Below are 20,797 nucleotides of genomic sequence, written 5' to 3' on the forward strand. Positions count from 1 at the left end.
TATGTGTTGGCGATGTCAACAACTCCATGGGGTGGCTGGAGAGGCGAGCGCTCGGCTCCCTGGCCCGACTTGCGGCCCGCGTGCCCCCCTCTTCGGCAGTTCCACCGGGTCTCTTCGGTTATCCGCCGTTGAATGGATTGCCCTCCACCGACCTGGCAATCGAGCATCCGAAGAAGGCACCGCAGGAAGCCTGCCCCGTACCGCTCCTCGGCGAGCCGTGGCCCGGCGTCCCAGCCCGAGGGTGTGGCGCCAGAGACCGGGCCGACGCCTGCCGGCTCCCGATCGCCAAGGGCCTCACACCCCAGGGGCTCCGTCACACCCACCGCACTGTGATGGAGGATCTGGGCACCGAGAAGGTCCTCATGGACGACCGCACGGGCCACATCGACGGCTCGGTCTCGGCGCGCTACGCCCACGTCACCCCTGGCATGCGCAAGCGCCTCATGACTGGCCTGACCGAGCAGTGGGAGGCAGCGCTCGATGCCCGCTTGCCAATGAGCGCACGCTCGCCGGTGTCCTCGAAACGTTGGTGCGAGCGCGCCGTGAAGCGGTGGAGTAGCCGAAGACGAGATGGAACACAGGTCAGGCGGCGGGCGCGCGTGGGTTGCCGTGGAAGACCTGGCTGGTGTGCCAGGAGCGGTGGGCTGCCGAGATGGGCGGCAGGCCGGGTTGAGGGCCTATGAGCGGACGGCCCGCGAGTGCGGTGACATGCTCGCGGGCAGCCTGACTGCGGCCGATGAATTGCTGCGAGACCAGGATGCGGTGCCCGTCGCCTATGCCGAGGACGCCCTTGTCGAAGAGTTTGTGGTGCAGCGAGCACAGGCACAGCCCGTTGTCGACGCCGTCCGGGCCATCGAACGCCCACCAGCGCACGTGCGCGGCCTCCAGCCCGACGGGCGCCGAGCCGATCATGCCGTCGTAGCCGCAGAAGGCGCACTGGTACTCGTACGCGGTCAGCACCATCTCCCGCATCCGGCGGTCCCGCTGCCGCCTCTCGGGCGCTGCCAGAGCGCCGGTCTCCGCCAGTTCCAGTTCCAGGCCCACAGCGTTGCACAGGTCCTGGTGCAGTGACGCCGGGAAGTGCAGATCCAGCAGCACCCTGGCCATGCGGCCCAGCAGCGACGGTTCCCGCCGGAGCGCCACCTGAAGGTCCGGGGCCAGCCGCCCGGTGGCCCGGCTGGCCCGCAGTTCCCGCACCCCGGTGCCTGGGCTGCCGACGCCGTGCTCGGTCCGCACTTCCCACACCCCGTCGCTGACCAGATGGTGGAAGGGATAGGCGGGTGTGGTCCCGCGCGACGGACCGTATTCCACCAGCAGTTGCTTCAGATCCGCCTCCACCGCGCTGTACGGCAATTCGTCCGCGGCCTCCGCCTGAAAACGGCCCAGCGCGTACAGCAGCAGCAACGGCTTGTGCGGCGCCCGCACACCGTCCCGACTCCACTGCCTCAGGTTCGCGGCACGCTCCAGCCAATCCATGACAGTGATCGTAGTGATGCTTCGACGCACATCACGTTGTCCGGGCGGAAACTCCTCCTGCGCCTGCGGCAGGCACGTCGGCTTCACCCATGCGCCTGCCGGCCCGCCATTCCAGCGCCTGGGTTCCTCGGTGAACGCGATCAGATGTTGTCCGGCGAACCGTTGCAGAGCGTTGCGCACCTCGGCCGGGGTGGCGTAGGGGAACTCCTTTCGACGGTTGACCTGGCTGACCCGCTGTGAGGCGAACTGTCGGTGGAGTTCCGTCTCCAGGCCGACCGCGTCTCGAAACGGAAGGGCACAGCCGCGCCACTCAACTCGTGGATGTGCTCCAGAGGTTCGAGCCAGAGCGTCATGCCGATCTTCACCATACGATCGCCGAAGGCGCCGCGTCACCGCGCTCGCGCAGGCGGTCAAGTGCTGACTGATAGTGTCCGAGTTCCTTGTTCAGCTTCTCGCGCTGCCGGTCGAGTTCCCCCCTGGACCGCCGCCTCCTCACGCTCCCGGGTTCAGCGGAGACCAAGGGTGCATGGCGATCGTCGTACCGTCTCAGGTCTGCTCGGCACAAGCCGTGCAGTGACTCATTCGGGGCGCGATGCGTACACCCGCGCCGAGAGGAGGCAGAAGGCTGCTCCTCGGGGTGCCGCCGGGAGCCGGATCTCGAAGATCACACCCAGTTGGCTCCCAAATGGCTCCCAAAACAGGGTCGCAAAGCAAATCAGGCCCGGTTCTGATCTCTCAGAACCGGGCCTGACCTGCTGTTTCAGCTGTCGGGGTGGCGGGATTTGAACCCACGACCTCTTCGTCCCGAAGGAAGATCGGCGGGCCAGAAGGCGATCTTGCCTGGGTGAAGAAGTCCCTGATCGGGCGAGTGTATCGAGCGCCTCGGACGGTGGCCAGCCCGCGATCTGGGGCAGATCTGGGGCAGTATCGCGATCATGCGCCGACCGCACGGAGTTGGGGCACAGCTACAACTCCCTCTCTCCGCTCCACTAGGAGCCGGTCCAGTATGGCCACGGGCGAGCGGGTGTGCATCGCAAGGCGGGCATCGAGAGCCTGCTCCCACACCTCGGTCAGGCCCTCCAGCAGGCGCCGTCGCATTCCCTGTGTGATGTGGGAGTAGCGCGCCTGGACGGATCCGTCAAGATGCCCCATACGCTCGTCCATCAGCTTCGGGGGAGTTCCGAGATCCTCCATCAGCGTCTTGTGCAGGTGCCTCAGACCGTGCGGAGTCAGCCCTTTCGCTACGGGCACCCAGCTCACCTCAGCGCGGGAAAAGGCACCCCGGCCACGCGCTGGCACACCAGGCCAGGGCTCGGCGAGAACCGGCACCGGGCGCCGAGGCTGGGGCGCCTTTGCCGGGTACCAGCCCGTTGCCGCAGGGTGGAAAAGCCACGTGGCGAACCCGCTGCGCCGATGATGCGCAGCAACTTCCCCAGAAGCTGAGCCCCGTTGGTACCCAAGCTCGGTCATGGCCTCAATCACCCGGTGGCGGGTGGTCTCGGCAACGCGTTCGGGTCTGTTGAGGACGTTGGACACGGTGCCGGAGGAGACCCCGGCCCGGCTGGCGACGTCCTTCACCGTGGCCCCGGCGCTCCGTCCGTTGGGCATGCCGTACCCGGTGAAGAAGTACTTCCGCCCGTGGCAATCGCAGGCTTTCACCGTGCGGCCCTGCCGGAACTCAGTCAGCATCCGAGAGTGCCACGCGGGTATGTCGAGTGTCCGATAGGAGTCGTCCTTGGGCGGACACCGGTCCAACTCGCCAGAGTCCAGCTCGTACAGCTGGTGTTCTATGCGAATGGTGCTCTCGCGCACATACTCGGGCTCCAGGCCGACGATCTCCCCCCAGCGCATTCCTGTGTACGCATCGTTCACGATGAGTACGAATTCGTCGTCCCTGCCCGACAGCAGGCTTGCCCGTTCGGCCACGAGGAGAGCGCCGAGAGCACTCGTGATCGTCTTCTCGGGCGCACGCTGCGTCGACCGGCCGGCGCGGCGCCCGCGCCCCCGCTTCTGCTCGACAGGGTTGGACAGGATGATTTCCTCGTCCACTGCATCGGCCAGCATGACGTGCAGGGTGCTGCGCCACGTCTTGATGCTGGAGACCGCGTAGCCAGCCGCCCTCTCCGTGGAGGCCCACTTCTGCACTTCGCTTCTATCGATCTGTTTGAGCGTCAAGTCACCAAAATGCGGCAGGAGGTGTTCCTCGATGTGGTGCTTGTAGTTCTGCATGGTCGAGGGAGCAAGTTCGATTTGCTCGTACCATCGATTGGCGTACTCGGCGAATGTCTCCAGTCCAAGTTTCGGATCGCGATGGCGCCCATTACGGACATCCGACTCTGCGTCGCGGGCCGCCTTTAGGGCCGCCGACTTGGTACGGAACAGTCGCGGGTCACCGGCCGCATCTAGTACGGAGCACTTCTTGCCGGATGCGTCGCGGTACCGCCCTCGGAATCCATTTACCAGCTCCTCGGTCCACGCCATGTTAAGTCTCCCTGGAGGCCCACCTATTGAGCAGGCTCTCGTGCCTTAAGCTCAGGCTCCGGCCCGACCTCGCGGAGATCAACTATCTCGCCGTGCCAGAGCTGCCACGCGTCAGATTCATCGAGCCACGCATCAGTTCCGGCGTTCAGGATGGCCACTTGCTCTTCGCTGAAGAGCCCTTCATGGAGGATGAGATGCACCCCGTAGCGATGCGCCTTCACTATGACGGGTGCATCGCTCTCGAAACGTCCGAGCCTGAATGTGATCACGCGTCCCCCCGGATCATCGACTTCGGCGGCATATGCCAGCCATCGATTCGCGGTCACCATACATATACAGAACGTCTACACACCAGAGGGGAGCGAGGGTGTCACTCTGCGTCAGGAGATTCCTCCTGGTGCGACCGGGTACGCTCATCCGCCTCGATCATGGCCCGCCACCGCCGTTGACTATCAGGTGGCATACCGGCCAGGTGTGCGACGATGATGCGCACATCCTCGCCGTATCCCGAGAGTCCCGTTGCCTCGTAGCGGAGGTACTGGCGGGCTGCTGCGCGCGCGACGATGACGAAGGGCTTTGTGATTCCGGCCGCGATCGCCGCGAGCGCTTCGTCGGTGGGGGATGTCTTCACCGTATTCAGCGCCAGCTTGTTGAACTGGGAGCGACTCAGCGGGTGGCCGGCGGCGCCAGCCCGCGCTTCCATCGTCGCGAAGGAGACGCCGGCGGCGTTGGCCTCGCGGATGAGCCGGGATAGGTCGTCCCTGTCCAGGTCCCGGGCTAGGTGCTCAGGGACGCCCACTCCATCACCTGGCGTGGTGCGGTCGTCTGCCTTCATCGCGCCTCTCTCTTTCACGGGTGCCTGCGCCTCGTGTAGGGGGCCGGGGCGCGCGCCCCTGTGGTTCTTCGGACGTCCCGCCACGTCTCGCTCTGTAGACGAGTCGTCTACGGAAATCAAGTAAATCGTCACGAGGCCATGGCGGCAAGCGCGCCCCAGAAGCCGTGTGTGCCGATCCGTAGACGTTTCATCCATGACTGTGCTCTACTATCTACAGCGATAGACGCGTTGTGCCGCTGGAGAGACATTGTGAGAGTGCGCTACAGCCTGAGAGACCCCGACATGCTCCGCCGGATCATGGACACGCCTGGGCGGGGGGCCCCTTTCACGGTGCGCACCCTCGCGAGCGCAACTGGGCTGGGGGCTGGACTCATCGGCCACCTGCTCAGCGGACGCAGTCATTCCTGCGACATGGAAGCTGCCCATCTGATCGCGGACGCCCTGGGGGTTGCTGTGCTGGTGCTTTTTGCGCCGCCTGCATCTCCAGATCCGCGTGATTCGGTCCGGATGGGAAGCGGGATGGAGGATGAATGCCGTCACGATCGAGCCCACCATCTGGCCTGATCTACCTACACGACAGTGAGACCGGCCCAGGTATCGCGTCTCGATTGGGCGTCCGCCCGAACACAGTACGCACCTGGCGCAGCCAGGGGCGCGGACCACGTACCTGGCTGTGGAACGGGCGGATTGTCTCCAGCATTGAGGACGTCGAGAAATACCTTGCCGACCGGCTGATGGCCACGACTAGAGGTGCGGCGTGAGCTTGCCTCGCCTGCTGTACCCCGCGAGCGAAGTCGCGGACGCCATAGGGGTCTCGAAGTACTGGCTGTGCGAGCGAGCCCGGAGCGGCGAAATCAAGGCCGTGAAGGTCGCTGGCGCCTGGCGCTTCACCCCTGGACAGGTAAATGACCTGATCAGACAGCTTGACCGGAGCGAAACCAGCCCGACCGCTCCACCGCAGTCGGTTCCCCCGACGAGACGCCCCAAGAACGCCCGCGCGGAGTCGACAACCGTTCTTCGCCTCGTGGCAAAGCCGCCGCGCCGCAAGACCGGCTGAACCTGCCATGTCGGGGCCGCGCCCGGCTCCACCCAGGCAACGGCCCCTCGGCATCCACACCCAAACGATTCCCAGGAGTGGACACCTTGTCAGCATCATCCCAGACCCCCGAGACACCACCCCCGGCCCCCGGCGGCTCGGACGCGCCCTCCTCGCCCGTCGCTGCGGCTGCCGCGGTGATCGACGCGACGATGGACCGGCACACCGCCGCCACCTCCACGCAGCTGGCGGAGGCTGAGCACACGGCCGGGCTGCTGTTCGACCCCAAGCGGGTCCAGGCCATCGCCCGGTCCGCGATCGAGCAGGCCCGCGCCGAGTACGAGGCCAAGCTGGACGACCTCCGTGACAGGGAGGTCGGCGCCTACTTCAAGCTGCGCTACGACCGCCTTCAGCGCCTGCTCCTCGGGCACCCCGACACCGACCTGATGAGCGTCGCGGAGATCCTCGCCGCCGTCGACGGCCGCGACACCCGCGCGGGCGCCCCCCTCGCCCTGGACTGGGGTGGCCTGGTCATGGGCCCCTCGGGCGACACCGACGACGAGAACACTCTCGTGCCCTGCACCACCACGCTCGGCGCCCCCGCTGCCCTGGTCCTCACGGACAGCCACCGGGCCGAACTCGCCCGGCTGCTGGCCCTGACCGGCCCCTGCGCGGTGGGCGAGTGCGGGACCCTGACCGACTACGACGCCTCCGACCCGGCGTTGTGGGGCTGGATCCGTGTGGAGGTCGCCGGCCTTGAGGGCGGCCCGCGCTGGTACTGCTCGCCGCCCTGCGTGGCCGCCGCCCTGACCCGGGCCGCAGCCGAACTGGCGGCCGACGACCAGGCCGCCGCCGTCGACCCTCACCAGCAGGCGCCCGACCCGCTGGCGTACGGGCCGACGGGGTACCGCTGCGGCTGCGGCAAGAACGCCCACTCCAACCTCGTCCCCTGCCGCACCGAACCGGCCGAGGCGAACGGCGACGGGGGTGATTCCTGGTGACTTCTGTACTGGAGACGTACCTGGGGTGGGAGCAGCCCGGTCATCTGGCGGGCTGCAAGCGGCCGTCGTGGCTGGTCGACATCCGTACGGATCGCGACGAGTTCCGTGGCCGTGACGGCGGGGATGCGCACAAGTGCGCCAACGAGGAGTGCGGCCATGGGGACCGGTACGAGCGAAGCACGGTGCGGATCGTGTGCCCGTCGTGCCAGGCCGCTGTGGTCGTCCGTGGCGAGGACGCGTCGGTGCGCCGGGGCACGGTCGCGAACCTGACGCACGGCTACGGGCTGCCCGCCCGCACGGTGGCGGGGCTGCTGCTGTGGCCGGGTGAGCCCTGGCTGCGGCTGGGCCGGTACGACTCCGCCGAGCCGTACGACTTCCTCGTGACCGGCAAAGGTGTGACGAGGCCGGCGGAAGCGGATGTCGTGGGTGTGATCACCCGCCGCAGCGGCAAGCGCGGCGGGGTCGTGTGGTCGGCGGCCGCGCGGCCCTCGCCGGGCAGATACAGCCGATTCAACTGGGGTGTGTCGAACGAGGACTGCCCGGCCCGCACCATCGCCGCAGCCGCCAAGTGGATCGCCGACCGCCTCTCAGAGCCCCAGGGAGCCGCAGTATGAGCGCCATCGGGGACACCACGGCCGGGTCCGGGAAGAGCACCCACGGCGACCAGCCGGTGGGCGATGCCACCCGGACCCTGACTCCGCCCCATCTGCCGGACGCCGACGCCGACGCCGCGCACGAGGAGCGGGGTGAGGGCCGGTGAGCGCCGTCGCGTGGGTGATCGTGCTCGGGCTCGCCCTGGTCGCCGTCCTGGTGGCCGCCTGTGCCGCCGACACCCAGCCCGGCATGCGGCTGTCCCGCCTGGCCCGACGGGCGGGCCGTGTGGTCCGCCCCGGGGCCGGTAGCCACCGGAGCGCGCGGTGACCCGCCCCTGGGCGCAGTCCCGCCCGCCTGCCGAGGCGGCGGCCGCCGCCCGGTGCACCGTGGACGGCTGCGGCAGCGAGGCCACCGGCCCGGCCCCCTCCGCCGGGATGGTCCCGGTCACCGGGGCCGGGGACGGGGCCGGCGCGCACTGGTGGTGCGCGGGCCGGTGCGCGGTCCTCGCCCGCACGCGGGCCGAGCTGCGTGCGGTCCCGATGCGGTCGGGCGGTGGCCGGTGACGTCGCGGATACGGACCATCGCCGACGTGCTGCGCCACCCTCAGCCCGTCCGGCGGCTGGCCGCGCACGAGTTGCGCGGCACGGTCGTGCAGCTCCTCGCGCCCGGCACCACCGACCCGAGCTGGACGGCGACCGTGCGGCTGCTGGCCGAGGCGATCGACGTGGCGCTCACCCGCGCGGAACGCGCGGAGACGGGGGGCGGCCGGCCGGTGACCCGGCGCGGCCGGATCGCCGAGGCGGTGGTCCCGGTGCTGTCAGACCGGCTGCTGCGGGAGATACCGGGCCTGGACGAGACCGAGGCCCGCCGCATCGCCGCCGCCCAGGCCGCCGACCTCAGCGGCGACGGCTACCACGTCACCGCGGCCGTCACCACCCACGGCCGCGGCGCACGCCCCACCACCCCTACTACCTCCAGCACTCCCTGATCCCCCTGATCCCCCCGGGCGGCCGTGCCCTGTCCGGCCGCCCGGGGCACCAACCGAAGGACACAGCCATGCCCCACAGCAGTGTGGAACTGGAGATCGCGACCGAGGCGGTCGAGGCGCTGATCCCCGGTGCCGCCCCCGCCCACCTGACCGTCCAGGTGACGGAGATGCTCCCCGGTGGCACCGGGCCCCGGCACACCTGGTCCGGCCGCGCCGAGGCCGTCGCGGAGACCGTGCTCACCGCCCTGTACGGGCGTCGCCGGGACGACGACACGGCGAGCCCCCTGGCGCGGGCCGAGGACGCCAAGCGCCGCCGTGACCTGGCCGGTGAGATCGACGCGCTGACCGCCGGGCACGAGCAGCTCACCAGCGCGCCCTGGTACCCGCTCCGGCCGGGCGACGTGGTCCACCTGCATGTACCGGCCGCCGCTGATTTCCTGCCCTTCGGCGAGACCTACCTCGTCAGCAGTGGAGCCGGGCCTCACGATCCGGCGCCGCATCTGCTGAGCATGACCCTGCTCGCCCACACCAGCGTCGCCGAGGACCAGGCGGGCATGGTCGGCTGCTACGCGACCGAGGCACACGACGACCCCCTGTACGACGCCTGGTTCGAGGCCGGCCCGCATCTGCTGACGGTCGTCCGGGACGGCCTGGTCGTGCACAACGGTGGTGGCCGGGGTGGTGGCCGGTGACCCCGTCCTCGGCCCGCGCGCTGCGCCGCCGCCGGGTGGCCGACCTGCGGGCGGCCGAACCGGATCTGAGTTTTCGGCAGATGGCCGCGCGGCTGGAGATCTCGCGCGACACCGTGCGCCGGGATCTGGCCGCTCTCGGGCTGGCGGCCGAATCTGCGCCACCGGCCGGAGCGGCCGATCGGCCGGTGGCGCACACTGCGCCACCGGCGGCCGGGACGGACCTGGCCCAGCGGGGCCTGCGCCGTGATCTGGCCGTCCTCGCCCAGACCGGCCTGCCCCCCGGGACGATCACCTACCGGGCGGTTCGCGCCATGGCGCAGCACTACACCCACGCCCTCGCCACCGGCGACCTTTTGCCCGGGATGCCGTTCGTCGTGACCGGGATGACCCTGCGCCCGGCGCCGGATCCGGGCCGCGGCCCCGCCCCGCCCTCGACCACTGCCGCTTCCCGCCCGTGACCCGCCGCCGCAGGCCGGGAGCGTGCGACGCACGCAGCGCACCGCACGCGCTGACCTACGCACGGCTGTACCCGGGCGGCTGGTGGTGCGCCCTGCACACCCCGGCCGCGCGGCAGGGCCGCCCCGAGACCCCGCCCGGTCCGGGCTGGCCCGCCCACCGCACACCCCCGCACGCACCCGATCCCGGAGAGGAAGCGCCGTGACCCCATCTGCCGCCCGCACACCCACCCCGGGCGACATCGCCCGCCGCCCCCGCCCCCCCGGCCGCCCCGGTCCCGGCACCCGCCGCACCGCCCCAACCGCCGGCGGCCACGGGCTCCGCCGGGGCCGCCCTCGCCCCCGGCGCCCTCACCAAGCGCGAGCACTTCCGCAAGTTCTTCCTGTTCGGGCTGCGGATGAGCCGCATGCACCCGCACGCCCGGCTGGTGGGCCACGACCTGATGTGGAGGGCCAGCCACGCCACCGGCCGCATCAACGCGGAGACCGAGCCCAGCGTGCACGATCTCGCCCTCGCGACCGGCCTGTCGGCCGGGCAGGTCGAGGTGGCGCTCCAGGTGCTGCGCACCCGGGGCTGGCTCGGCTCCCGCCGCCTGAAGGAGGGCCCGCGCGAGGGCCAGGCCGTGATGGTCCTCACCATCCCTGCCCTCGCCCTGGACCAGATCCGGGAGCACACGGCGCAGCACCACAGCGCCTACGTCCGCTGACCACCTGACCGGCGGCCGAACCCCCACGGCCGCCACCGGGTCCCGCCCCCCCCTGTTCCCCCCCGGGGCGGGCGGGACCCGCCCTCCGCCCCTGCACCCGGAAAGGGCCGTCGTGCACGCCACCGTCCGCACCGCTGAGCCCCGCCACGATCGTGGCGGGGCCGGTGGCGCGGGGCGCGGGCAGTGGACCACCGTCCCCATGCGGATCGTGTGGGCCGACGCATACGCGGACTCCGATGCCCGTGTCTACGTCAAGTACAAGGCGCTCTCCAGGGGCCGGCCGTCGACCGCCGCGGTGGAGAAGGTCGCCGGGTACCTCGGGGTGTCGAAGTCGACCGTGGAGCGTGCCACGCGCCGTCTGGGCACCGAGGCCGCGGACGGGGTGGCGGAGCTGTTCACCAAGCGGCACACGCACCGGGTCACCGGGACCGGGCAGACAGCCGAGCGATGGACCCGCGCGCTGCGCCCCGGTGAGCGGTACGTGTCCGCGCCCGTGCTCGCCGCCGACACCCTGCGCGGCATCCTCCACCGCCTCTACCTCCTGCTGCGCTACACCGACGCCGTCGAGAAACGCCAGCTCACCCTCGCCGAGATGGCGTGGGTGCTGCGCCACCGCACCGGCAGGAAGGAGGGCCAGGCCCTCGCCGAGGCATCGGTGACGCGCCTCCTGGCCGACCTCGACGCGCTGGGCTGGATCACCCTGGACAAGCGCGCCGGGTACCGGGGCCGCCACCTGATCACCGTGCACGACCACCCCGTCCACCCGGCCGGCCCCCCCGAGGCGACTCCTGACCCTGATGACGGATCGGGACCCGATCTTGATGCCGGATCCCTCGCGTCTAAGGAAGACCACCAGCCACTGAACGACCGTGGAAGCACGGGCCGTGGTTCCTTCCGCCGTAGGCGAAGTGACCGTAAGTGGGGTGCTGCGCCTGTGGATACCGGCGGTAGCAGCACTGCGGGCGGGGACGTCCCGGCCGCGCTGCGGGCCCGGACAGCCGCCCCGGTGCCCCCGGCCTACGAGGGCCCGCTGACCCTCAGCCCGCGTGTCTGGCACGTCCTGGAGCCCGTGCACGACCTGCTGCCCGGCGTCCGGCAGTTCGTGATGCGGCGCATCGGGCGCGAGATCGGCCGCCAGCTGGACGCAGGGATCTGGCCGGACGACATCCGCGACCAGATCACCCGCATGCGCGCCTGGACCCCCACCGAAGCGATCCGCGACCCAGGCCGCTGGCTCCTCGGCGCAGTCCTCCCCGCCCGCAGCAGATGCGGCAGCCCCGGCTGCCACTGGGGCTACCTCGCCTTCACCGGCCAGCCCTGCAAAGCCTGCGAAGAACTCGCCCACCCACCACCGGACACCACCCCGGCCTGGCACGAATGCGGCACCTGCCAACGCCCCAGCCGCACCCCCCTGCCCGCCGGAACCTGCGCCGCCTGCCCACCCACCGGCACCTGACCCACCCGGAAGGACCCACCCTGCGATGTACCAGCCGACACCGCGCCCGCCCACCCCCAACGGCTACGCCCCCTGCCCCCGGTGCCTCGCCACCGTGATCTGGTGCGTCACCGCCAAGAACCGGGTTCCGCTCGCCGTCGACCCCGACCGCGACCCCGCAGGCAACCAGGCCGTACGGCAGGACCACACCGGCCGCTGGCTCACCCGGCAGCTCACCCGCGAACGCCCCACCCCCGAAGCCGGCGAAAACCTCCACCCCCTCCACCGCCTCACCTGTCCCACACCCGCACCCCGCACCACACGGCCCACCACCACCCGCACCCGCCACGGCGTACGCCCCGTCAGGTGGCAGCGATGACCGGCCGCCCCGTGCCCACCGGCCCCCGGCAGATCATCGCCGCCGCCCTGGACGACTGGTGGCTCACCGCCGACCCGTCCCGGCCGCCCGACACCACCACCGCCGCCGACCAGGTGGAGATGTACCTGCTGAGCAGCGGCTACCAGATCACCCCACCAGGAGCAGCCACGGTGACCACCACGCCCGCCGGGGATCAGCAGCAGCCCGACGCCAAGACGCTGGCCGCCGCCCTCGACGGACTGCACACCCTCATCGCGACCAGCAGCCGCGACTGGGGCACCTATCGGGTCGATGCGTGGCTCTGGGCCGTCCTCTGCGGCTGGGACTGCGAGCAGGCGGAGCACGACGACACCTGCACGCACGGCGCCATGGAGGAGATGGCCGACCGGCACGGCTGGGACGCCGCCACGGTGGCGAAGGCCCGCCGCTACCGGGCCGCCGTCCGGGCGCTCACCGAGCCTGCCGTCCCGGCCACACCCGTGAAGGGGGCCTGACGTGCTGATCGGCGAAGCCCTCGACACGATCTGGACTCTCGGATGGGCCTTCCTCGCCTGGCTCGCCCTGGTCTCCCTCGCCGCCACCCTCGCCCTCCACGCCGCCCTCGCCCTCACCCGGGCCGTCGTCCATGCGGCGCGCGGCACAGCCAGACCAAGGAGAAGCGCCGTGCCCGAGTACACCGACCCCACCGCCCAGACGGCTAAGGAGGCCCGGCCGTGAGCCTTGCCGATCGCCGCGCCGCAGCCCTCACCGCACTCGCCCACCAGACACCACCCGCACCCGCCCAGCAGCGCTACCCCGGAGAAACCCGACCCTCCGGCGACCTCCCCGAAGACCCGTGGCGGGCAGCGGCCCACCTCGCCACCACCCGCTGGCTGCAAGACGAGGGCGCCCGAGACCAGGACCAGGGAACAGCGCACCCACGCCTGACCTGGAGGACCCCATGAACCAGCACGAGCGCCGGGCCCGAGCGATCACCATGCGCAAAGGGCAACCCCTCCGGCGCACCCGTACTGTCCCCGTGCCCAACACCGTCGTCGCCGACCTCGACGCCATCGACACAGCCACCGAAGACCCCGCCATCCACGCCGCGACTGCCCGAATCCGCGCGGCCCTCACCGACACCGAGACACCCGCCCGGCCGACCCCGCCCGCGAAGGAGGCATGACCATGGCCGACTGCGCCGTCTGCCACCGCGACACCACCCCGGGCACCCACATCTGCCCCGGACACGGCGCCGACCTGCGCGCCTGGCTCGCCGAACTCCCCGCCCTGGCGCAGCTCCTCGCCGAGGAGTTCGTGGCCCCCGCCGGCGGCCGGGACGCCGGCCGCCCCGGCGGCGCCGGCCGCGCCACCGTACCGGCCGACCTCCGCGTGCTCAACCTGCTCGGCCCCGGCCGGGCCGACCCCACCGGCCCCGACGACGACGGCGAGGCGCCGCTCCTCGCCCTGCTCTCCGCCTGGGCCGGATACATCGCATACACCTACCCCACCGTCACCCGCGACCGGCACGGCACCGTCCACAGCGGCCGATGCGCGCAGGCCGTGCCGCGCGCAGGCCGCGCCGTGCCCGGCTGGTGCGCCTGGCTCACCGCCTACCTCCCCTACGCCGCCGCCCACCCCTGGATCGGCGACCTCCACCACCAGCTCGGCCGCCTGACCACCCGGATACGCGACCTCACCCACGCCGTCCCCCACAAGCACCCGCAGAGCGCACCCTGCCCCGAGTGCGACGCATACGCCCTGGCCGCGGTGGACGGACGGTGGGGCATCACCTGTGAGGCGTGCGGCCACCACCTCGACCCCGACGCGTACGCCGCGCACGCCCGCACGGTCCTGAACGCCGCCTGACAGAAACCGGTCATTGTGGCCACCGAGCGTGCAGCGGCCCGTACGGGCCAGCACACTCAGCCCTACATGTCACGAGAGGACCCCATGGACCAGCCGCCCCCGCCGCCTCAGCAGCTGCCAGCCAGCACACGCGGAAACAGCCTCCTCGATCTCTGCGCCTACCACACCAGCGGCTACACCGAGGACGAGGCCGAGGCGCTGCTCACGTACTACGAAGCCAGCCACCTGCCCGGATACTTCGATCTGGCCGACCTCCTTGCGGCGCACCCCGGCCTCGGCACGGCAGGCGCTCTGCGCAGGCGGGCCGGGGAGCTGCACGCCTGGCACCAGGCCCTCCGCACGCTCATGGCCGACCCCCGCCTGGAGAACACCCGCCGCCGCACCGCGGCTTGCCCGGACGGCCCCCCGCCCGACCCGACCCACAGCCCCTACGCCCAGGCCGTCGCGAACTGCCTGACCAGCCTGGTGGGCAACTACCACCGCCACCGCCACGGCTTCGAGTACGCCGTCACCGCCTGGGCCCTCGGACTCCGCACCCCGGACGCCTACCCGCCCGACACCCGCCACCCCGACCTCGACGCGAAGTCCCTGAAACTGTGGGACTGACGCGCGGCAAGCGCCCGGTACACCCGACCGAGAGGAAGTTCCCCATGTCCACCGAGCGAATTCCCGTCCGCGTGGTGCTGCTGTTCGGCGACCAGGCCGAGATCACGACCCCTCACCGTGACCACTCCGACCCCGAGCGGGTGCCAGTGGATCGGCTGGTGAGGGAGACCGGAATGGCCCGTGCCGATCTGCCGGGCGCCGAGCTGGTCGCCGTGGTCGACGGTGGCGACCTGGTGCGTTTCGAGCGGGCCTGATCCAGGGGTGAGGGGCGGTCGGGTGGCCGCCCCTTTCCCACACCCCGGGGTGTTGCAATTCTAGATGCGAATGCTGTAAAGTTAGTCATGTCGGAAGGGGGGGTGAGAGCCCCCGGCCGACACCAGTTGAAAACTCCAAAGAGAGAGGACAGTCATGGCTGACCATGACGACGACCAGGCCGAGATGATGGAGGCCCTGGCCCACGGGATCTCGCTGGCGTACACCATTCTGGTCGACGTCTGCGCGAACCTGCCCGTACCGATCGGCATGCCGACCGAGAGGCAGGTCACGGCCGTCGAGGCGCTCCCCGCGATCCGGCGGGCGGCCGAACTCGCGTCGGACCAACCCATGAGCGAGCTTCAGGAGGCCCGGCTGTTCACCGGGTGCATCCACCTCCTGGCCGCCGTTGACCTCTACCGGCTGTGCCTGGGGCAGTACGAGGAGACCAGGGCCCACGGGGTGGGCATCAATCTCACTCACGCCGAAGAAGCACTCAAGGATCTCGCCCGCTGGCTGATGACCATCCAGCCCGACTAGTCCGACCGAGCGCCCCCCGGCAGCCAGCCGGGGGGCGCTCCTCTTTTCCCGCACACAGGGTATTGCAATTCTAGTGATGAATGCTGTAAAGTTAGAGATGTCAGGGCGGGGGGTGAGAGCCCCGGAACTGACACCAGTTGAAAATTCCAGAGAGGAGAAGCGTCGTGGCAGATCACGACAGCAGGGAGCGATTCCTCATGCTCGCCGAGGCGACCACGGGGGCGTACGCGTACATCGCAAGCCTCCTTCAGGAACTCCCGGTCCCCGTCATCATCCCGGACCTGCTCCAGGTCGTGGACGACGAAGGGGACACCGGGGAGATCCTGCTGGCACTCAACCGGGTGCGAACGGTGATCTCGGACGAGCCGATCTCCGAGAGCCGCAAGAGGGCCTTCGAGCACCTGGTGCTCGACTGGTTCGTGGCATACGAGATGGTGAGCATCACAAAGCTCGCCGGACCCGCCCCCTGGAGGCTCGACTGCATCGAATTCGCCCTCGTGCGGATCACTACGTGGATCGAGACGATCGAGGACGACGAAGAGGAGCCGGACGGCAGCCAGCCGTAACAGCCCCTCCCGCCCCCGGCAGCCAGCCGGGGGCGGCCCCTCTCCTCCCGGAACCCAACACGCCCCGCCCGCTCTCACGCAGCAAGAAGGGGCCGACACCGTCCCCGGTCACCCGGGGGTGAGAGAGCGTCGGCCCCACCAGTTGAAAACTCCGCAAAGGAGAATCACCACCATGGTAGACCGACCCGGCCTGATCAATCCCGAGATCGCCGCCAAGTACGGCGTGAGCCTCCACACCGTGACCAAAAGCTGGGGCCAGCACCCGCACTGGCCCGCCCCGGTCGGCAAACGCGGCCGGTACAAGGAGTACTTGGCCCGGGACGTCGCCCGCTTCGTCCGTGACCACATCGAGCGCGAGACCGTCGACCTGGAGCCGCACCGGCTCTACACCGCCCAGCAGCTGGAAGCCGCCGGCATCGGCATCAAGGCCGGGACCATCCGGGCGGACCTCACGCGGGACCGCTGGCCTGAACCCGACGACACAGCAGACGGCGTAAAGCGCTGGGCGGGCGCGACCGCCATGCGCGCACTCGCGAGCCGCCGCGGCTACCGCCGCAGCACATCCTGACCGAACGCGCTGGACAAGATCGGCACTTAGCGTGAACATAGAGCCAGCACCACACGTGTGCCCAACCACCACAGCCCCCGCCACGCCGGGGGCTGAAGCACGTCACCGGGGGAGACACACATGCCCCACGGGCTCTACACCGGCGCCGAGGCCGCCGAACTGGCCACCCGCTGGCGCCGCAGCCGCAGCGCGCACGCCGCCGCCGTCACCCGCTCCGCCATCTGCAACTGGGTGGCCCGCGGCCACCTCGCACCCGCCGGCCTGGACGAGCACAACCGGCCCCTCTACGCCCTCGCCGACCTCGCCCGCGCCGAGAAAGCCACCCGGGCCCGCGCCCTGCGCCTCGCCGGCATCCCCACACCCTGACCCCGCGCGGCTCCGGTCAGTCACAGACCCGTCACATCCGTCACAGACGCGTCACACTGCCCTCGCAGCCCCCCAGCGCTCCGGATGATGCTCCTCACCTACGGATCCCTGGGGGGACACCATGCGCACACGTACCGCAGCAGCAGCCGCGACGGCCTTACTGGCACTCGCACTCACCGGATGCGGCACCGGCACCGACAGCGGCACCTCCTCCGACAAGGCGGCCGGGAAGGGCGAGAAGGGCGAGAGGGGCACGCTGCCCGACATGACCGGCAAGGGCCTCCAGTCCGCCCAGGACGACGCGCAAGAGGCCGGCTTCTACAGCCTCACCTCTCACGACGCCCTCGGCCGCGACCGCATGCAGGCCCTGGACCGCAACTGGAAGGTCTGCTCCCAGACCCCCGAGGCCGGTGAGCACTCCACCGACACCGAAGTCGACTTCGGCACGGTGAAACTCGAAGAGGAATGCCCGAAGGAAGACGTCGAAGCACCGGAAGCCGCCGGCGCCTCGATGCCGGACTTCAAGGGCAAGGCCGTGTCCGTCGCCCGCGACGCCCTGGACAGCAGCACCAGCCTCACCGTCAACGACATCTCCGGCGAGGACCGCATGGTTCTGGTCGAGTCCAACTGGCAGGTGTGCGACCAGGAACCCGCCGCGGGCGAGGATCTGGACGGCCAGCCCGTCACCCTCGGCGCGGTGAAGTTCGAAGAGTCCTGCTGACGAACGGCACGCGCGGGCTGCTCCGGCGGTGACCACACCCCGGACAGCCCGCCGCGCATTCCGTCACTGCGGTGCGGTGCGGCTCAGGACCGCCTCCAGGTCATCGGACAGGTGCATCAACTGCTCGGCGGCCATTGGATCGTCGGCCGCTTGCTGCCCGGCCGAGTAGGCGATCCACCGGACCGCGAGGGCCAGCGCGTCCCGCAGGTCGGCAATCTGCTGGTCACGGACATCGGCGCGGTCTGACTGCATGGTCATGGACTCCTGTGCTCAGGGCGCGGGTTCGTCACGCGGACGCTCGTACAAGGCGTTCAGCAGTACATTCAGCTCCGCCAGATCCGGGTGCCCAGCAATCTCCCGGGCCTCCGCCTCCGTCAGCAGATCAAGGAACCGCCGCACCGACGTACCCAGACGAAGTGCAGCTGCCTCCGCCTCCAGGACGGAGGCCCTGGCCCGGTAGTGCGCCGCCAAGAGGCGAAGTGCACGGACCGTCAACTCGTCATCCATGCCCCCATGGTCGCGACCACCCCGGCCGGCCGTCGGCACTCCGGCGACACTCCACCCGTGTCCTGCGTCACACACCCGGAGGAGGAGGCCCCATGCCACGTAGAGCGCTCCAGGTCTGCCCCACCCCCGGCTGCCCCCGCCTCACTCCCCAGGGACGCTGCGAGCCCTGCCAGCGCGCTGCCGCACGGCAGCGCCCCAGCCCGGCCTCCAGGGGCTACGACGCGCGATGGGGCCGCACCAGGGCCGCCTACCTCCGCGACCATCCGTACTGCGAGTGTGACGAGTGCGAGGCCCTTCCCGCCCTGGTGAGGCCGAGGGCGACCGAGGTCAACCACCGCGACGGCCTCGGGCCCCAGGGTCCGCGTGGTCACGACCCGGCGAACCTTCAGGCGATGACGAAGGCTCACCACTCGCGTGAGACCGCGAGGCACCAGCCCGGAGGCTGGAACGACCGCGCACAGTGACCAGGGGTGGGGGGTGACCCCCGGCATGCAGGGGGTCCGGAACGCCGGGGAGGGCTCCGGGGGGCCGGTCAGGTTCAAAGGGTCAAGATCGTTACGCAAGGTGACGGTCGTCTGATGCTGCGCAACGCGGTACGGAGGAGGGATCGCCATGCCCCGTGGGGGAGCCCGTACGGTCTCGGGACCGCCGCCGGACCCGGCCGCGCTGCGCCGCAACCGGCCCTCCGACAAGGCCGGATGGACGCTCCTGCCCTACGAGGGCCGCCCCGGGCTGCCGCCCGGCTGGCCGCTGACCGAGGCCACCGACCGGGAGTGGGACCTGTGGTGCGGGCTGTGGGAGCGCCCGCAGGCGGTCATGTGGGAGGAGCTGGGCCAGGAGTTCGAGGTGGCGCTTTTCGTGCGCTGCCTCGCCGAGGCCGAGCAGCCCGGCGCGAAGGTGGACGTGCGCAAGCTCGCCCGGCAGTACCTCGACAGCCTCGGTCTGTCCGTGCAGGGCATGCTCCGTAACCGGTGGAAGGTCTCCCCGGGTGAGCCCGGCACCGCAGCGGCCGGACCGGCGGACGAGAGCGGGCCGCCGGCGCCTCGGCGGCCGTCCGCCCGCGACCGCATGAAGGTCGTGCCGCTCCGTGCCCCCGGGGCGTGAGCCCGAAGCGGCCGAGTTCGTTGTCGACTTCCCCACGCTGTGGGTCGTGCCGGACTGGATAGAGCGTCACTGCCCGGTCCCGGACGGGTTCCGGGCAGGTGAGGATCTCCAGCTCTACCCGTGGCAGCTGTGGTGCACCGTCAACCACTACCGGGTGAAGCCGGCGGCAAGGGTGGGGCAACTGGCGCCGGCGTTCCACAACCGGCGCTCGCAGGTGGTCGCACCGCAGAAGACGGGCAAGGGCCCGTGGTCGGCGACGGTCGTGCTGGCCGAAGCGTGCGGGCCCGTCGTCTTCGGCGGGTGGGCACGTGGGGGTGAGCGGTTCATCTGCGCGGACCACGGCTGCGGGTGCGGCTGGTGGTACCAGTACCAGGCGGGCGAACCGATGGGGACGCCCTGGCCAACCCCGCTGATCCAGTTGACCGCGACGTCCGAGGACCAGGTGGCCAACGTCTACCGGCCGCTCAAGAGCATGGTGAAGAAGGGCCCGTTGTCCGAGCGGATCCGGGCGGGCGAGGAGTTCGCGCGGATCGGGGAGGACGGGCAGATTGACGTCGTCACCTCGTCCGCGCTGTCCCGGCTGGGCAATCCGATCATCTTCGCGTTGCAGGACGAGTCCGGCCTGTACACCGCGGCGAACAAACTGCGGAAGGTCGCCGAGACCCAGCGGCGCGGCGCGGCCGGCATGGGCGGCCGAAGCATGGAGACCACGAACGCCTGGGACCCGTCCGAGGAGTCGGTGGCACAGACGACGTCCCAGGCGAAGGCCCGGGACGTCTTCAAGTACCACCCCAAGGCCCCGAAGTCCCTGAGCTTCGGGGACAAGCGGCAGCGCCGCCGCATCTTCCGGACCGTGTACGCAGGCTCGTCGCACGTCGACCTGGACGCGATCGAGGCGGAGTGCGCCGAGATCATGGAGAAGGACCCGGCGCAGGCCGAGCGGTTCTTCGGGAACCGGTGCGTGGCCGGTACGGCATCGTGGCTGGACGGTACGAAGTGGGCGGCGAAGGCCCGCAAACGGCGGGTCCGCGCGGGAGCACGGATCGTCCTCGGGTTCGACGGCTCCGACATGGACGACTGGACCGCGATTCGCGCCCAGACCATGGACGGCTACCAGTTCACCCCGCTGTACGGGGCGGACGACCAGCCGACGATCTGGAACCCGGCGGACTACGGCGGGCAGGTGCCGCGCGCCGAGGTGCGGGCGGCGATGGACCAGCTCATGCGCCGCTACGACGTCGTACGCCTGTACATCGACCCGCCGTACTGGGACACCGAGTGTGACGACTGGGTGGACCAGTACGGCGAGGAGCGGGTGATCCGCTGGTACACCCGACGCCTGGTGCAGATGCATGCGGCGGCCGAGCGGCTGCGCACGGACGTCCTGAAGCGGAACACGCAGGACGGGGCGCGTGCTGCGGCGTTCACGCACGACGGGTGCGAGTGGACGCAATCGCACATCGAGAACACCCGCAAGGCCGAACGCCCGTCCGGCCTGTACGTGCTGCGCAAGGCGTCCCCTGCTCAGAAGATCGACGTCTCGGTGGCGTCGGTGCTGGCGCATGAGGCGTGGGGCGATGTGATCGCGGCCGGGCTGGCGGAGCCGGACGTGTCCTACTACTACGGATCGTGAAGGGGGG

The 20,797-nt window shown here is 70.7% G+C and carries 32 protein-coding genes and 1 pseudogene; 27 read left to right on the forward strand and 6 right to left on the reverse strand.

The genetic code is table 11. The annotated features are described in order from the left end of the window. Nucleotides 1–164: 164 nt before the first annotated feature. A pseudogene (locus ACIQNG_RS25445) lies at nt 165–683 on the forward strand (hypothetical protein); the annotation flags it as partial. Here ACIQNG_RS25445 and ACIQNG_RS25450 read toward each other — a convergent pair. The 4 genes from ACIQNG_RS25450 to ACIQNG_RS25465 form a co-directional block, all read right to left on the reverse strand. Next, nucleotides 583–1,476, reverse strand: coding sequence for a phosphorothioated DNA-binding restriction endonuclease (locus ACIQNG_RS25450; protein WP_401488032.1), 894 nt, complete (start codon nt 1,474–1,476; stop codon nt 583–585). The pseudogene ACIQNG_RS25445 and the gene ACIQNG_RS25450 overlap by 101 nt on opposite strands. A gap of 933 nt (nt 1,477–2,409) precedes the next feature. Beyond that, a complete protein-coding gene (locus tag ACIQNG_RS25455; RefSeq protein WP_401488034.1) occupies nt 2,410–3,957 on the reverse strand; it encodes a LacI family DNA-binding transcriptional regulator in 1,548 nt (515 codons plus the stop codon). Between the two features lie 23 nt (nt 3,958–3,980). After that, a complete protein-coding gene (locus ACIQNG_RS25460; RefSeq protein ID WP_401488036.1) occupies nt 3,981–4,286 on the reverse strand; it encodes a hypothetical protein in 306 nt (101 codons plus the stop codon). 41 nt (nt 4,287–4,327) lie between these two features. Then, on the reverse strand, nt 4,328–4,924 hold the full coding sequence (locus tag ACIQNG_RS25465; RefSeq protein ID WP_401488038.1) for a hypothetical protein: 597 nt from the start codon (nt 4,922–4,924) through the stop codon (nt 4,328–4,330). Between the two features lie 1,011 nt (nt 4,925–5,935). Here ACIQNG_RS25465 and ACIQNG_RS25470 point away from each other — a divergent pair. The 23 genes from ACIQNG_RS25470 (at nt 5,936) to ACIQNG_RS25580 (ending at nt 17,546) form a co-directional block, all read left to right on the forward strand. After that, nucleotides 5,936–6,829 (forward strand): hypothetical protein, encoded by an 894-nt coding sequence (locus tag ACIQNG_RS25470; protein ID WP_401488040.1) that lies wholly within the window; start codon nt 5,936–5,938, stop codon nt 6,827–6,829. Then, nucleotides 6,826–7,443: a hypothetical protein gene (locus tag ACIQNG_RS25475; RefSeq protein WP_401488042.1), complete on the forward strand. Its 618-nt coding sequence runs from the start codon at nt 6,826–6,828 to the stop codon at nt 7,441–7,443. The genes ACIQNG_RS25470 and ACIQNG_RS25475 overlap by 4 nt, the downstream gene beginning before the upstream one ends. Continuing rightward, nucleotides 7,440–7,589 (forward strand): hypothetical protein, encoded by a 150-nt coding sequence (locus ACIQNG_RS25480; RefSeq protein ID WP_401488044.1) that lies wholly within the window; start codon nt 7,440–7,442, stop codon nt 7,587–7,589. Before ACIQNG_RS25475 ends, ACIQNG_RS25480 begins: the two co-directional genes overlap by 4 nt. Next, the gene (locus ACIQNG_RS25485) at nt 7,586–7,750 is read left to right on the forward strand and encodes a hypothetical protein (RefSeq protein WP_401488046.1); all 165 of its coding nucleotides are present in this window, start codon (nt 7,586–7,588) and stop codon (nt 7,748–7,750) included. The genes ACIQNG_RS25480 and ACIQNG_RS25485 overlap by 4 nt, the downstream gene beginning before the upstream one ends. Next, nucleotides 7,747–7,986: a hypothetical protein gene (locus ACIQNG_RS25490; RefSeq protein ID WP_401488048.1), complete on the forward strand. Its 240-nt coding sequence runs from the start codon at nt 7,747–7,749 to the stop codon at nt 7,984–7,986. The genes ACIQNG_RS25485 and ACIQNG_RS25490 overlap by 4 nt, the downstream gene beginning before the upstream one ends. A gap of 26 nt (nt 7,987–8,012) precedes the next feature. After that, nucleotides 8,013–8,411 (forward strand): hypothetical protein, encoded by a 399-nt coding sequence (locus ACIQNG_RS25495; RefSeq protein ID WP_401488050.1) that lies wholly within the window; start codon nt 8,013–8,015, stop codon nt 8,409–8,411. A gap of 68 nt (nt 8,412–8,479) precedes the next feature. Continuing rightward, nucleotides 8,480–9,103 carry a hypothetical protein gene (locus tag ACIQNG_RS25500; protein ID WP_401488052.1) on the forward strand — a complete coding sequence of 208 codons (624 nt, stop codon included), beginning with the start codon at nt 8,480–8,482 and terminating at the stop codon, nt 9,101–9,103. Beyond that, the gene (locus ACIQNG_RS25505) at nt 9,100–9,561 is read left to right on the forward strand and encodes an HTH domain-containing protein (protein ID WP_401488054.1); all 462 of its coding nucleotides are present in this window, start codon (nt 9,100–9,102) and stop codon (nt 9,559–9,561) included. Before ACIQNG_RS25500 ends, ACIQNG_RS25505 begins: the two co-directional genes overlap by 4 nt. A gap of 404 nt (nt 9,562–9,965) precedes the next feature. Next, on the forward strand, nt 9,966–10,265 hold the full coding sequence (locus ACIQNG_RS25510; protein ID WP_401488056.1) for a hypothetical protein: 300 nt from the start codon (nt 9,966–9,968) through the stop codon (nt 10,263–10,265). 112 nt (nt 10,266–10,377) lie between these two features. Beyond that, nucleotides 10,378–11,721: a hypothetical protein gene (locus ACIQNG_RS25515; RefSeq protein WP_401488058.1), complete on the forward strand. Its 1,344-nt coding sequence runs from the start codon at nt 10,378–10,380 to the stop codon at nt 11,719–11,721. Nucleotides 11,722–11,746: 25 nt separating this feature from the next. Continuing rightward, entirely contained in the window at nt 11,747–12,079 is a 333-nt protein-coding gene (locus ACIQNG_RS25520; protein WP_401488060.1) for a hypothetical protein, read from the forward strand. Further along, nucleotides 12,076–12,573, forward strand: a complete 498-nt coding sequence (locus ACIQNG_RS25525) for a hypothetical protein (protein WP_401488062.1) — start codon at nt 12,076–12,078, stop codon at nt 12,571–12,573. The genes ACIQNG_RS25520 and ACIQNG_RS25525 overlap by 4 nt, the downstream gene beginning before the upstream one ends. A 1-nt stretch (nt 12,574) precedes the next feature. Continuing rightward, nucleotides 12,575–12,796 (forward strand): hypothetical protein, encoded by a 222-nt coding sequence (locus tag ACIQNG_RS25530; RefSeq protein ID WP_401488064.1) that lies wholly within the window; start codon nt 12,575–12,577, stop codon nt 12,794–12,796. Beyond that, a complete protein-coding gene (locus ACIQNG_RS25535; protein ID WP_401488066.1) occupies nt 12,793–13,023 on the forward strand; it encodes a hypothetical protein in 231 nt (76 codons plus the stop codon). Before ACIQNG_RS25530 ends, ACIQNG_RS25535 begins: the two co-directional genes overlap by 4 nt. Next, entirely contained in the window at nt 13,020–13,244 is a 225-nt protein-coding gene (locus tag ACIQNG_RS25540; protein WP_401488068.1) for a hypothetical protein, read from the forward strand. The genes ACIQNG_RS25535 and ACIQNG_RS25540 overlap by 4 nt, the downstream gene beginning before the upstream one ends. Beyond that, nucleotides 13,241–13,927 (forward strand): hypothetical protein, encoded by a 687-nt coding sequence (locus ACIQNG_RS25545; RefSeq protein WP_401488070.1) that lies wholly within the window; start codon nt 13,241–13,243, stop codon nt 13,925–13,927. Before ACIQNG_RS25540 ends, ACIQNG_RS25545 begins: the two co-directional genes overlap by 4 nt. Before the next feature lie 66 nt (nt 13,928–13,993). Next, nucleotides 13,994–14,533: a hypothetical protein gene (locus ACIQNG_RS25550; protein WP_401488073.1), complete on the forward strand. Its 540-nt coding sequence runs from the start codon at nt 13,994–13,996 to the stop codon at nt 14,531–14,533. Between the two features lie 44 nt (nt 14,534–14,577). Next, nucleotides 14,578–14,787 carry a hypothetical protein gene (locus tag ACIQNG_RS25555; RefSeq protein WP_401488076.1) on the forward strand — a complete coding sequence of 70 codons (210 nt, stop codon included), beginning with the start codon at nt 14,578–14,580 and terminating at the stop codon, nt 14,785–14,787. Nucleotides 14,788–14,941: 154 nt separating this feature from the next. Then, nucleotides 14,942–15,325, forward strand: a complete 384-nt coding sequence (locus ACIQNG_RS25560; protein WP_401488077.1) for a hypothetical protein — start codon at nt 14,942–14,944, stop codon at nt 15,323–15,325. Between the two features lie 164 nt (nt 15,326–15,489). Next, nucleotides 15,490–15,891: a hypothetical protein gene (locus ACIQNG_RS25565; RefSeq protein WP_401488079.1), complete on the forward strand. Its 402-nt coding sequence runs from the start codon at nt 15,490–15,492 to the stop codon at nt 15,889–15,891. A gap of 172 nt (nt 15,892–16,063) precedes the next feature. Further along, nucleotides 16,064–16,459 carry a hypothetical protein gene (locus ACIQNG_RS25570; RefSeq protein ID WP_401488082.1) on the forward strand — a complete coding sequence of 132 codons (396 nt, stop codon included), beginning with the start codon at nt 16,064–16,066 and terminating at the stop codon, nt 16,457–16,459. A 120-nt stretch (nt 16,460–16,579) separates the two neighbouring features. After that, nucleotides 16,580–16,825 (forward strand): MerR family transcriptional regulator, encoded by a 246-nt coding sequence (locus ACIQNG_RS25575; protein WP_401488084.1) that lies wholly within the window; start codon nt 16,580–16,582, stop codon nt 16,823–16,825. A 121-nt stretch (nt 16,826–16,946) separates the two neighbouring features. Next, nucleotides 16,947–17,546: a hypothetical protein gene (locus ACIQNG_RS25580; RefSeq protein ID WP_401488086.1), complete on the forward strand. Its 600-nt coding sequence runs from the start codon at nt 16,947–16,949 to the stop codon at nt 17,544–17,546. Nucleotides 17,547–17,609: 63 nt separating this feature from the next. Here ACIQNG_RS25580 and ACIQNG_RS25585 read toward each other — a convergent pair whose 3' ends face one another. Both ACIQNG_RS25585 and ACIQNG_RS25590 read right to left on the reverse strand, forming a co-directional pair. Continuing rightward, the gene (locus tag ACIQNG_RS25585; RefSeq protein ID WP_401488088.1) at nt 17,610–17,804 is read right to left on the reverse strand and encodes a hypothetical protein; all 195 of its coding nucleotides are present in this window, start codon (nt 17,802–17,804) and stop codon (nt 17,610–17,612) included. A 12-nt stretch (nt 17,805–17,816) separates the two neighbouring features. Beyond that, nucleotides 17,817–18,053 (reverse strand): hypothetical protein, encoded by a 237-nt coding sequence (locus ACIQNG_RS25590; protein ID WP_401488089.1) that lies wholly within the window; start codon nt 18,051–18,053, stop codon nt 17,817–17,819. A 92-nt stretch (nt 18,054–18,145) separates the two neighbouring features. Here ACIQNG_RS25590 and ACIQNG_RS25595 point away from each other — a divergent pair, with 92 nt between their 5' ends. The 3 genes from ACIQNG_RS25595 to ACIQNG_RS25605 all read left to right on the forward strand — a co-directional run bounded on the left by ACIQNG_RS25595 (nt 18,146) and on the right by ACIQNG_RS25605 (nt 20,790). Then, a complete protein-coding gene (locus ACIQNG_RS25595) occupies nt 18,146–18,517 on the forward strand; it encodes an HNH endonuclease (protein ID WP_401488091.1) in 372 nt (123 codons plus the stop codon). A 148-nt stretch (nt 18,518–18,665) separates the two neighbouring features. Then, the gene (locus ACIQNG_RS25600) at nt 18,666–19,157 is read left to right on the forward strand and encodes a hypothetical protein (protein ID WP_401488092.1); all 492 of its coding nucleotides are present in this window, start codon (nt 18,666–18,668) and stop codon (nt 19,155–19,157) included. Beyond that, complete coding sequence (locus ACIQNG_RS25605; RefSeq protein ID WP_401488095.1) at nt 19,141–20,790, forward strand: hypothetical protein; 1,650 nt, start codon at nt 19,141–19,143, stop codon at nt 20,788–20,790. The genes ACIQNG_RS25600 and ACIQNG_RS25605 overlap by 17 nt, the downstream gene beginning before the upstream one ends. The last annotated feature ends 7 nt before the right edge of the window (nt 20,791–20,797 follow it).

The organism is Streptomyces sp. NPDC091377 (assembly GCF_044757045.1).
Taxonomy (GTDB): domain Bacteria; phylum Actinomycetota; class Actinomycetes; order Streptomycetales; family Streptomycetaceae; genus Streptomyces.

What these genes read in the sequence shown, in the direction of transcription:
- ACIQNG_RS25555 (WP_401488076.1), top strand. Translation starts at nt 14,578, where the DNA reads ATGTCCACCGAGCGAATTCCCGTCCGCGTGGTGCTGCTGTTCGGCGAC.
- ACIQNG_RS25455 (WP_401488034.1), bottom strand. Translation starts at nt 3,957, where the DNA reads ATGGCGTGGACCGAGGAGCTGGTAAATGGATTCCGAGGGCGGTACCGC.
- ACIQNG_RS25480 (WP_401488044.1), top strand. Translation starts at nt 7,440, where the DNA reads ATGAGCGCCATCGGGGACACCACGGCCGGGTCCGGGAAGAGCACCCAC.
- ACIQNG_RS25550 (WP_401488073.1), top strand. Translation starts at nt 13,994, where the DNA reads ATGTCACGAGAGGACCCCATGGACCAGCCGCCCCCGCCGCCTCAGCAG.
- ACIQNG_RS25595 (WP_401488091.1), top strand. Translation starts at nt 18,146, where the DNA reads ATGCCACGTAGAGCGCTCCAGGTCTGCCCCACCCCCGGCTGCCCCCGC.
- ACIQNG_RS25590 (WP_401488089.1), bottom strand. Translation starts at nt 18,053, where the DNA reads ATGGATGACGAGTTGACGGTCCGTGCACTTCGCCTCTTGGCGGCGCAC.
- ACIQNG_RS25510 (WP_401488056.1), top strand. Translation starts at nt 9,966, where the DNA reads ATGCACCCGCACGCCCGGCTGGTGGGCCACGACCTGATGTGGAGGGCC.
- ACIQNG_RS25580 (WP_401488086.1), top strand. Translation starts at nt 16,947, where the DNA reads ATGCGCACACGTACCGCAGCAGCAGCCGCGACGGCCTTACTGGCACTC.
- ACIQNG_RS25560 (WP_401488077.1), top strand. Translation starts at nt 14,942, where the DNA reads ATGGCTGACCATGACGACGACCAGGCCGAGATGATGGAGGCCCTGGCC.
- ACIQNG_RS25570 (WP_401488082.1), top strand. Translation starts at nt 16,064, where the DNA reads ATGGTAGACCGACCCGGCCTGATCAATCCCGAGATCGCCGCCAAGTAC.
- ACIQNG_RS25450 (WP_401488032.1), bottom strand. Translation starts at nt 1,476, where the DNA reads ATGGATTGGCTGGAGCGTGCCGCGAACCTGAGGCAGTGGAGTCGGGAC.
- ACIQNG_RS25520 (WP_401488060.1), top strand. Translation starts at nt 11,747, where the DNA reads ATGTACCAGCCGACACCGCGCCCGCCCACCCCCAACGGCTACGCCCCC.
- ACIQNG_RS25545 (WP_401488070.1), top strand. Translation starts at nt 13,241, where the DNA reads ATGACCATGGCCGACTGCGCCGTCTGCCACCGCGACACCACCCCGGGC.
- ACIQNG_RS25585 (WP_401488088.1), bottom strand. Translation starts at nt 17,804, where the DNA reads ATGACCATGCAGTCAGACCGCGCCGATGTCCGTGACCAGCAGATTGCC.
- ACIQNG_RS25460 (WP_401488036.1), bottom strand. Translation starts at nt 4,286, where the DNA reads ATGGTGACCGCGAATCGATGGCTGGCATATGCCGCCGAAGTCGATGAT.
- ACIQNG_RS25575 (WP_401488084.1), top strand. Translation starts at nt 16,580, where the DNA reads ATGCCCCACGGGCTCTACACCGGCGCCGAGGCCGCCGAACTGGCCACC.
- ACIQNG_RS25500 (WP_401488052.1), top strand. Translation starts at nt 8,480, where the DNA reads ATGCCCCACAGCAGTGTGGAACTGGAGATCGCGACCGAGGCGGTCGAG.
- ACIQNG_RS25600 (WP_401488092.1), top strand. Translation starts at nt 18,666, where the DNA reads ATGCCCCGTGGGGGAGCCCGTACGGTCTCGGGACCGCCGCCGGACCCG.
- ACIQNG_RS25540 (WP_401488068.1), top strand. Translation starts at nt 13,020, where the DNA reads ATGAACCAGCACGAGCGCCGGGCCCGAGCGATCACCATGCGCAAAGGG.
- ACIQNG_RS25525 (WP_401488062.1), top strand. Translation starts at nt 12,076, where the DNA reads ATGACCGGCCGCCCCGTGCCCACCGGCCCCCGGCAGATCATCGCCGCC.